This is a genomic window from Rhodoplanes elegans, from assembly GCF_016653355.1.
GTDB lineage: Bacteria > Pseudomonadota > Alphaproteobacteria > Rhizobiales > Xanthobacteraceae > Rhodoplanes > Rhodoplanes elegans.
On record NZ_NHSK01000212.1, the window covers coordinates 1 to 9,315 of the forward strand.

Annotated in this window: 7 protein-coding genes; 4 read left to right on the forward strand and 3 right to left on the reverse strand. The window is 70.8% G+C overall.

The features are described from left to right. Positions 1–3: 3 nt before the first annotated feature. Positions 4–771 carry a carbonic anhydrase gene (locus CCR97_RS24530; protein ID WP_201159965.1) on the forward strand — a complete coding sequence of 256 codons (768 nt, stop codon included), beginning with the start codon at positions 4–6 and terminating at the stop codon, positions 769–771. A gap of 95 nt (positions 772–866) precedes the next feature. Here the strand turns inward: CCR97_RS24530 and CCR97_RS24535 are convergent, their stop codons facing one another. Beyond that, positions 867–2,702: an ABC transporter transmembrane domain-containing protein gene (locus CCR97_RS24535; protein ID WP_111360108.1), complete on the reverse strand. Its 1,836-nt coding sequence runs from the start codon at positions 2,700–2,702 to the stop codon at positions 867–869. Positions 2,703–3,009: 307 nt separating this feature from the next. On the opposite strand from CCR97_RS24535, the gene rpmE reads away from it, so the two are divergent. Continuing rightward, on the forward strand, positions 3,010–3,234 hold the full coding sequence (gene rpmE / locus CCR97_RS24540) for a 50S ribosomal protein L31 (RefSeq protein WP_111360109.1): 225 nt from the start codon (positions 3,010–3,012) through the stop codon (positions 3,232–3,234). Between the two features lie 298 nt (positions 3,235–3,532). Here rpmE and rcdA read toward each other — a convergent pair whose 3' ends face one another. Then, positions 3,533–4,054: a protease adaptor protein RcdA gene (gene rcdA / locus CCR97_RS24545; RefSeq protein WP_111360734.1), complete on the reverse strand. Its 522-nt coding sequence runs from the start codon at positions 4,052–4,054 to the stop codon at positions 3,533–3,535. 485 nt (positions 4,055–4,539) lie between these two features. Beyond that, on the reverse strand, positions 4,540–4,734 hold the full coding sequence (locus tag CCR97_RS24550) for a DUF1192 domain-containing protein (protein ID WP_170146020.1): 195 nt from the start codon (positions 4,732–4,734) through the stop codon (positions 4,540–4,542). A gap of 216 nt (positions 4,735–4,950) precedes the next feature. On the opposite strand from CCR97_RS24550, the gene CCR97_RS24555 reads away from it, so the two are divergent. Together CCR97_RS24555 and CCR97_RS24560 are read left to right on the forward strand one after the other, a co-directional pair. Further along, a complete protein-coding gene (locus CCR97_RS24555; protein WP_111359650.1) occupies positions 4,951–5,949 on the forward strand; it encodes an NAD(P)H-quinone oxidoreductase in 999 nt (332 codons plus the stop codon). Between the two features lie 310 nt (positions 5,950–6,259). Next, entirely contained in the window at positions 6,260–9,142 is a 2,883-nt protein-coding gene (locus CCR97_RS24560; protein ID WP_244670651.1) for an EAL domain-containing protein, read from the forward strand. Positions 9,143–9,315 lie beyond the last annotated feature (173 nt).

The following is a 9,315-nucleotide window of genomic DNA, read 5'->3' on the forward strand; positions in this document are numbered from 1 at the left end:
TCCATGTGTGACGACCCCCGCTGCACCCACGCCATGCCCTTCACCGCGCCGACCCGCCCCTCGCTGTCGCGCCGCGCCCTGCTCGGCGCCGGTGCCGCCGCCGCGTTCGCGGGCGGCGTCGCGGGCTTCTCGGCGACCGGCGTGGCGCCGGCCATCGCCCAGCAGGCCGCGGCGCGGCCGAACGCCATCGGACCGGACGCGGCGCTGAAGCGGCTCGTCGACGGCAATGCGCGCTACGTCGGCAACGCCATGGAGAACCGCGATTTCTCCGCCGGCCGCGTGGCGCGCGCGAGCGCCCAGTATCCGATCGCCGGGCTGGTGAGCTGCGCCGATTCGCGCGTCGCCCCCGAATACGCCTTCGACCAGGGACCGGGCGAATTGTTCGTCGTGCGGGTGGCCGGCAACTTCGTCGACGACCACGGGCTCGCCAGCCTGGAATATGGCGTCGCCGTGCTCGGCCTGCCGCTGATCATGGTGCTGGGCCACTCCGGCTGCGGCGCCGTCGATGCGACCATGAAGACCATCAAGGACAAGACGGTGCTGCCCGGCCACCTGCCGCTGCTGATCGAGGCGATCCGGCCGGCGATCGAGACCGCCGAGAAGACCAAGGCCGCGAACCCGCTCGACGCGGCGATCGCCGAGAACGTCCGCTACAACGTGCGCCGCCTCGTCGAAGCGAAGCCGATCGTCGCCGAGGCGGTGACGAAGGGCACGGTCAAGGTCGTCGGCGCCGTCTACGACATCGCGACCGGCAAGGTGGCGATGGTGTGAGCGGGGGCGGTGCACGGTCGCGCTACGCCCGCGCCCCGGAGGACGGGATGTGAGGACGAGGGGACGTGAGGACGGCGCCGTGATCACGTCGCGCCTCACACCACCGGCACGGGCTCCGGCGTGGTCTCGAACTGCAGCCGGGCGAGGCGGGCGTAGAGACCGCCCTGGGCGACCAGGCTGTCGTGCGTGCCCTCCTCGACGATGCGGCCCTGGTCCATCACCAGGATGCGGTCGCAGGACAGCACCGTCGCGAGGCGATGCGCGATGACCAGCGTGGTGCGGCCCTCCATCAGGCGGGAGAGCGCGGTCTTCACCAATGTCTCGTTCTCGGCGTCGAGCGCCGAGGTCGCCTCGTCGAGCAGCAGGAGCGGCGCCTCGCGCAGGATGGCGCGGGCGATGGCGAGGCGCTGGCGCTCGCCGCCGGAGAGCAGCACGCCGCGCTCGCCGATCTGCGTCTGCATGCCCTGCGGCAGCCGGCCGATGAACTCCGACGCCGCGGCGAGCTCGGCCGCGCGGGCGACGTCGGCGTCCGACGCGCCGGGCCGGCCGAACCGGATGTTCTCGGCGATAGAGGCGGCGAACACGGCGGCGTCCTGCGGCACCAGCGCGATGCGCGAGCGGATGTCGCGCGGATCGGCGTCGGCGAGCCGCACGCCGTCGATCGTCACGGCGCCGGACTGCGGGTCGTAGAAGCGCAGCAGCATGTGGAACACGGTGCTCTTGCCGGCGCCCGAGGGGCCGACGATCGCCACCTTCTCGCCCGGCCGCACCCGGAACGTCACGTCGTCGAGGGCGGTCGCGTCCTTGCGGGTCGGATAGGAGAAGCGCACCTGCGCGAAGGCGACGTCGCCGCGCGCCGGGGTCGGCAGCGGCACCGGCTGCGCCGGGCGCTTGATCTCGGGCTCGATCGCCAGGAGCTCGTTGAGCCGCTCGGCGGCGCCGGCCGCCTGCGAGATCTCGCCCCACACCTGCGACAGCTCGCCCAGCGCCCCGGCCGCGAACACGGCGTAGATGACGAACTGGCTGAGCCGACCGGCCGTGATGCGCTCCTCGTAGACGTCCTGGGCACCGACCCACAGGATCACGACGACGCAGGCGAAGACGAGAAAGATCGCGATGCCGGTGAGCCAGGCGCGCGCCTGGGTCGAGGCGAAGGCCGCGTCGCAGGCGCGCGTCACCGCGTCGGCGAAGCGCGTCTTCGCCATCCGTTCGTTGGTGAAGGCCTGCAGGGTGCGGATCGCGCCGATCAGCTCGGCCGCGTAGCTCGACGCCTCGCCGAGCGTGTCCTGCGCCTCGCGCGAGCGGCGCCGCACGACGCGCCCGAAGGCGACCAGCGGCAGCACGATGATCGGAATCACGATCAGCACGAACAGCGACAGGCGCGGGCTCGTCACCACCATCATCAGGGTGGAGCCCATGAACAGCATCAGGTTGCGCAGCGTGATCGACACCGAGGCGCCGACCGCCGATTTCAGCTGCGTGGTGTCGGCGGAGAGGCGCGACACCAGCTCGCCGCTCTTCGAGGAATCGAAGAACGAGGCGGACAGCCCGGTGAGATGGTCGAACACGCGGGTGCGCAGATCCGCGACGATGCGCTCGCCCAGCGTGGTGACGAGGTAGTAGCGCATCGCGCTCGCCCCGGCGAGCACGGCGGCGAGCAGGATCAGCACCGAGAAGTACTGGTGGATCAGCCCGGCATATTGCTCGGTGAAGCCGAAATCGATCATCCGGCGCACCGCCACGGGCAGCACCAGCGTGGCGAGCGAGGCGACCACCAGGGCGATCAGGGCGGCGAGCGCGCGGCCCTTGTAGCGCATCACGTAAGGCACGACCGCCAGCAGCGGCTTGATGTTGCGCCGGTTGTCCTCCGGCTTCTGGCCGACCCGGGACGCGCTCGATCCGAGCCCGCGTCCGCCGCTGTCAAGATTCATGGGGCATCCCGCTCGACGTCGACACGACTGGAAAATCGATGGAACAGCAACTCGTCACGCGATCCCGCACCGGGCGGCGCCGTGGCTCGCGCGCGGCCGGACAATGACTCGCGCCGGCACCCCTGACAATGCGCGCAAAAGCCCGGATGCCGGGTTTTTCCGCTACCGTGGTTTGTGCCGGCACCCGGGTCGTGCGGGATCCGGCGCGCGGCCCGGGGCAGGGCGGCGTGCCCCCGGCTTGTCTCGCCGGGGCCGCTGAGCTATAGACCCCGCAACTTCCGACAGATCGAGAATTTGGGATCGAGCGATGAAGGCCGACATTCACCCCGCGTATCATACCGTCAAGGTCGTCATGACCGACGGCACCGAGTTCGAGACCCGCACGACGTGGGGCAAGTCCGGCGACACGCTGCGGCTCGACATCGACCCGAAGTCGCACCCGGCGTGGACGGGCGGCTCGCAGCAGCTCCTCGACCGCGGCGGCCGCGTGTCGCGCTTCCAGAAGAAGTTCTCGGGCCTCGGCCTGAAGTGAGCCGGACGGCCGCGCGCCGTCCCGTCTCCTCGCCGCAGCATCGACAGGATCAGGCCGGGCCACCGCCCGGCCTTTCGGCGTTGGCTGCCTACGCATGCCCCGCGTGCCCCGGACAAGGCGCGGCAGGCCGCAGGCCTGATGCGCCGCAGGGCCGGGGCCCAGGGGCGGAACGGGAGGCGTCTCGTCCGGTCGACCCTGGGTCCCGGTTCGCGGCGCGTCGCGCCGCGCCCGGGACACGAGGATGCCTCCGCGGTCGCACAGCGGAATGGGAACGTTTCTCGGTGAAGGGAGGCGCGGCCTAGTCGCCGTCGCGCTCGAAGGCGGCCTTCAGGAGGCCGAGCTGGCGCTCCAGCGGGTTGGCGACCGGCGGCGCCTCGGGCACCGGGGCGTGGATGGTCGCGTCGAGCCGACGCACCTGGTCCTGCAGCTTGAGCGAGCGGTCGATCAGTGCGACCAGCGTCTCGGGCAGGAGCTTGAGGGTCTCCGGATCGGCCGGGTCGCCGATGCCGAGCTTGACCTTGGTCTTCTCGCGATTGGCCTGGTCGAGGGACATCTCGCCCTCGTTGACGGCGCGGTGCAGCAGCAGCCAGGAGGCGAGCTGCATCAGCCGCGTGGTCAGACGCATGCTCTCGGTCGCGTAGGACAGCGCGGCGGTGCGCTCGAGCTGCTTCGACTCGCTGCGGCCGGGACCGTCCAGATAGGCGGCCGTCTCCTCGACCAGCTTCATGCCGTCGCTGAACAGCACCACGAAGGCCTGGGAGGATGCGAGCCGCGCGCCGAAAGACACCGGGCTCGCCATGATGGGCGAATGGTCGGACATGGGCACCCCTGTTGGGCCCGAACTATGGCGGGGGGGGCGGGCGGAGTCCAGCCGCCGCCGCGGCGCGAAACCGCAAGATTTCGCGACATAGTTTCCGCCAATTCGTCGCAATCCGGCGGTGCGGTGGTCACCCCGATCGCGCAAGCCCCGCCACGGCCGTCGAAAAAAGGGGCCGCCACGAAGGCGGCCCGAAGTGTCAACAGGGAGGCGTCAAACAGAGTGGACAGGAGCCACTCGATGTCCACGAGGTGGACCTCAACAGTAATATTCGAGAAAGCTTAACGGCCCCTTACCGGCCGGGTCGACCGGCGCGGGCCGCCCTGCGGCCGGCGACCAGCGACCAGCGAGTAGCGAGTAGCGAGTAGCGAGTAGCGAGTAGCGAGTAGCGAGTAGCGAGTAGCGAGTAGCGAGTAGCGAGTTTCCCCCGCCCGCTCTTCCCTATTCGCTATTCGCCCCGCGCTATTCGCCCGCGCGAACCGCCCGCGTCACCGCTTGAAGAACAGGTCGGCGGCCGAGCGCGATGCCTGCTTGGCGGCGCGGGCCGCCTCCAGCCGGGCGATCTCGTCGCGCAGGAGGCCGATGCGCTCGTCGATCTCGGCGACCGAAAGGAGCGCGAGGTCCTGGCCGATGTCGTGGGTGAGCTTGCGCTTGGGCCGGTCGTCCTCGTCCCCGATCGCCATCCTGGTCCTCCGTGAGCCCCGCCGGTCCGCTCCGCGCGCCGGGCATGCGGCAGACGAAAACCGGATCCCTTCCGCCGGGATCATGCTCTAGTGTGTCGCCCGGCCGATCCGCCGCCGACGCGGCGGCGACCATGCCTCCGGGACCATCGGCCTGCAAGCGTCGCCGTCCACCGGCGGCGTGCCCGGACCCTCCTCGCTGACGGATCACGTGCTCCCATGACCGACCTGCCCGCCCGCATGACCGCCATCGGCATCTCGAGCCCCGGTGGCCCCGAGGTGCTCCGCCCCGAGGAGCGCCCCGTCCCGACGCCCGGCTCCGGCGAAATCCTGGTGAAGGTCGCGGCCGCCGGCGTGAACCGGCCCGACGTCGTCCAGCGCAAGGGCTTCTACCCGCCGCCCCCCGGCGCCTCCGACATTCCGGGCCTGGAGATCTGCGGCACCGTGGTGGCACGCGGGCCCGACGCGACGCGGTTCGCGCCGGGTGACCGGGTGATGGCGCTGGTCTCGGGCGGCGGCTACGCCGAGTACTGCGTCGCCCACGAGAGCCACGCCCTCGCCGTCCCCGAAACCCTCTCGGACGCCGAGGCGGCCGCCATCCCGGAGACGCTGTTCACGGTGTGGCACAACGTGTTCGAGCGCGGCGGCCTGAAGGCGGGCGAGACGCTCCTGGTGCACGGCGGGTCGTCCGGCATCGGCACCATGGCGATCCAGCTCGCCAAGGCGTTCGGCGCCCGGGTGATCGTCACGGCCGGCTCGGACGACAAATGCGCCGCCTGCGTCAGGCTCGGCGCCGACGTCGCCGTGAACTACCGGACCCAGGATTTCGTCGCCGAGACCAAGGCGGCGACCGCCGGCGCGGGCGTCGAGGTGATTCTCGACATGGTCGGCGGCGACTACATCGACCGCAACTACGAGGCCGCCGCGGTCGACGGGCGGATCGTGCAGATCGCCTTCCAGGGGCCGTCCAAGGCGACCGTCGATTTCCGCCGCATCATGCTCAAGCGGCTGCACCACACCGGCTCGACGCTGCGCTCGCGCTCGGTCGCCGACAAGGCGGCGATCGTCGCGGCGGCCGGCGAGGCCGTCCTGCCGCTCCTCGCCGCCGGACGGGTGCGGCCCGTGATGGACACGAGCTTCCCGCTCGCGCAGGCGCCCGCCGCCCACGCCCGGATGGAATCGAGCGCCCATATCGGCAAGATCGTGCTTCTGGTCTAGACGCCGGCGTCCGTGCCGGATCGTAAGCGGCGCCGCGCACCGAGACACCACGGCGCGGCGCAATTACCGGTGGCGTTCCGGCCGCGGGAGTGGAATCCTTGCCCTCCCGGGCCGGCGCGGCTAGTGGAGGTCGGGGCCGCGCACCGGACCCGGACGGCACCACGGTGGGTCGCACTGCGGGGCCCGCGGGCGGTTCGGTGCGGGCAGGCTCGACAGTGACGTCGACCGTGACGTCGGAACAACGATGCACGCGTGACGCTGCGGCCGGCCCTCGGACGGCGCGGCGCGCGACCACCGGGAGATCCACGTTTTGCGGACCTTGCGCGCGGCCTTTGCGGCGCTGGTGCTGGCGGGTTTCGCCCTCCTCGGCGCCGTTCCGGCCGCGCAGGCGGTCCAGGCCGTCAGCGTGCGGCCCGACATTCCGGCCATCGATCTCACCGAAGCGGTCGAGATGCAGCAGACCGACGGCGACCGCGTGCAGGTGTCGACCGCGCCGGGGCCGGACGGCATCGTCCGCCGCATCGAGGTGCGCTCGCGCGAGGGCGGCAGCAACTGGGCCGTGCTGGCGCTCGCCAACACCAGCGACGAGCAGTTCGACCGGCTGATCGTCGTGCCGCATTATCAGATGGTCGGCTCCGGCCTGCTGTGGCCCGATCTCGGCCTCTCGCGCGTCGCCACCATCACGCCGAGCGTCGGCGATCGTCCCGACCGCCAGGACAGCGCCACGGCCGACATCTTCCGCGTCACGCTCGATCCCGGCGCCGTCGTCACCTACGTGCTGGAGCTGCGCACCAACCGGCTGCCGCAGGTCTATCTGTGGGAGCCGGAGGCCTACAAGGACAAGGTCAACTCGTTCACGCTCTACCACGGCATGGTGATCGGCATCGCCGGCCTGCTCGCGCTGTTCCTCACCATCCTGTTCGTCGTCAAGGGCAGCGTGATGTTCCCGGCCGCCGCGGCGCTGGCGTGGGCCGTGCTGGTCTATATCGGCGTCGACTTCGGCTTCTGGGGCAAGGTCTTCGACATGTCGGCCGGGGCCGAGCGCATCTGGCGCGCCTGCGGCGAGGCGATTCTCGCGGCCACCCTGGTCGTCTTCCTGTTCGCCTATCTCAACCTGTCGCGCTGGCACGTGCGCTACGCCCATGTGACGATCGGCTGGCTCGCCGTGCTGGCCGCGCTGATCGCCGTCGCGCTGTGGGATCCGGCGATCGCCTCGGGCGTCGCCCGCCTGTCGCTGCTGCTCGCCGCGACTCTCGGCCTCGGCCTGGTGCTCTATCTCTCGACCCACGGGTTCGACCGGGCCGTGCTGCTGATCCCGACCTGGGTCCTCCTGGTCGTCTGGGTGGTCGCCGCCGGCATGACCGTCACGGGCGCCGTGACCAACGACATCGTCGGCCCGGCGCTGCTCGGCGGCCTGGTGCTGATCGTCATGCTGATCGGCTTCACGGTGATGCAGCACGCTTTTGCAGGCGGTGTCACGCAGGGGATCGTGTCCGACATCGAGCGCCGCGCCTTGGCGCTGACTGGCGCCGGCGACCTGATCTGGGACTGGGACGTCGCCGCCGACAAGGTCTACACGAGCCCCGAGACCGAGCTGGCGCTCGGCCTCAAGCGCGGCACCCTCGACGCCCCCGCGGCGCAGTGGCTCGAGGTGCTCCACCCGCTCGATCGCGACCGCTTCCGCGCCGCCCTCGACAGCGCCGTCGAGCAGCGCCGCGGCCGGCTGGTGCAGGACTTCCGGCTGCGCACCGCCGACGGCCATTATCTGTGGTTCTCGCTGCGCGCCCGGCCCGTGGTCGGCTCCGACGGCGAGGTGGTGCGCCTGGTCGGCACGCTGACCGACGTCACCGACTTCAAGACCGCCGAGGAGCGGCTGCTGCACGACGCCGTGCACGACAACCTCACCGGCCTGCCCAACCGCCAGCTCTTCCTCGACCGCCTGCAGGGCGTGTTCGCCTTCGCCAAGGCGGACCCGGCGATCAAGCCGACCGTCGTGGTGATCGACCTCGACCGCTTCAAGCAGGTCAACGACTCGCTCGGCATGGCGGTCGGCGACTCGATCCTGCTGACGCTCGCGCGCCGCCTCGGCCGGCTGCTGAAGCCGCAGGACACGCTCGCCCGCCTCGCCGGCGACCAGTTCGGCCTGATTCTGCTGTCCGAGAAGGATTCGAGCCGCGCCATCGCCTTCGCCGAGGCGATGCGCAAGACCATCAACGCGCCGATCACCTTCAACGATCGCGAGATCATCCTGACCGCGTCGCTCGGCGTCGCGCTGCACGACGCCCAGGCGCAGCGCCCCGACGAGGTGCTGAAGGACGCCGAGCTCGCGATGTATCACGGCAAGAAGACCGGTGGTGATCGCGTCGAGATCTACAAGCCGGCGATGCGCTCCCGCAAGACCGACCGGCTCACGCTGGAATCGGAGCTGCGCCGCGCGCTCGAGCGCGAGGAGATCACGCTCCTGTATCAGCCGATCGTGCGGCTGGAGGATCGCTCGGTCGCCGGCTTCGAGGCGCTGGCGCGCTGGGATCATCCCAAGATGGGCCGGCTGTCGCCGTCCGAATTCATCTCGATCGCCGAGGAGATCGGCCTGATCGTCGACCTCGGCCTGTTCGCGCTGGAGCGCACCGCCCGTCAGCTCGCCATCTGGCAGCGCGCCGTGCCGACCCGCGTGCCGCTGTTCGCCAGCGTCAACGTGTCGTCGCGCCAGCTCCTGCGCCACGACCTGATCCACGACCTGCGCACCGTGATGGCCCGCTCCGGCCTGATGCGCGGCAGCCTCAAGCTGGAGATGACCGAGAGCCTGGTGATGGAGAATCCCGAGCTCGCCGCGCAGATCCTCACGCGCATCAAGGAACTCGGCGCCGGCCTCGCGCTCGACGACTTCGGCACCGGCCACTCTTCGCTCGCCTATCTGCAGCGCTTCCCGTTCGACACCATCAAGATCGACAAGTCGTTCGTGCGCACGACGTCGAAGGGCACCCGGCCGGTGCTCTTGCGCTCGATCATCTCGCTCGCCCACGACCTCGGCATGGAGGTGGTGGCGGAGGGCGCCGAGACCGACTCGGACGCCGTCGAGCTCTATCAGCTCGGCTGCGAGTACGTGCAGGGCTACGTGTTCGGCGAGCCGATGCCGGCCGAGGCCGCCCGCGAGCTGCTGGTCGGCGACCGCCTCGCGCTGGCGCGGGGGTGAATTCCCTTATTTGCTCGGTCGTCCCGGGGCGGCACGAAGTGCCGAGCCCGGGACCCATATGTGGACGGCCCCCGTGCAGCAAGAGATTTTCAGAACGGATCGGATCGCTTGCGTCCATATGTTCGGCCTGTCGGTGCGGCCACTCGCGGCCGCTGGCCAAGATGGTTTCCGCG

What these genes read in the sequence shown, in the direction of transcription:
- CCR97_RS24530 (WP_201159965.1), top strand. Translation starts at nt 4, where the DNA reads ATGTGTGACGACCCCCGCTGCACCCACGCCATGCCCTTCACCGCGCCG.
- CCR97_RS24535 (WP_111360108.1), bottom strand. Translation starts at nt 2,702, where the DNA reads ATGAATCTTGACAGCGGCGGACGCGGGCTCGGATCGAGCGCGTCCCGG.
- rpmE (WP_111360109.1), top strand. Translation starts at nt 3,010, where the DNA reads ATGAAGGCCGACATTCACCCCGCGTATCATACCGTCAAGGTCGTCATG.
- rcdA (WP_111360734.1), bottom strand. Translation starts at nt 4,054, where the DNA reads ATGTCCGACCATTCGCCCATCATGGCGAGCCCGGTGTCTTTCGGCGCG.
- CCR97_RS24550 (WP_170146020.1), bottom strand. Translation starts at nt 4,734, where the DNA reads ATGGCGATCGGGGACGAGGACGACCGGCCCAAGCGCAAGCTCACCCAC.
- CCR97_RS24555 (WP_111359650.1), top strand. Translation starts at nt 4,951, where the DNA reads ATGACCGACCTGCCCGCCCGCATGACCGCCATCGGCATCTCGAGCCCC.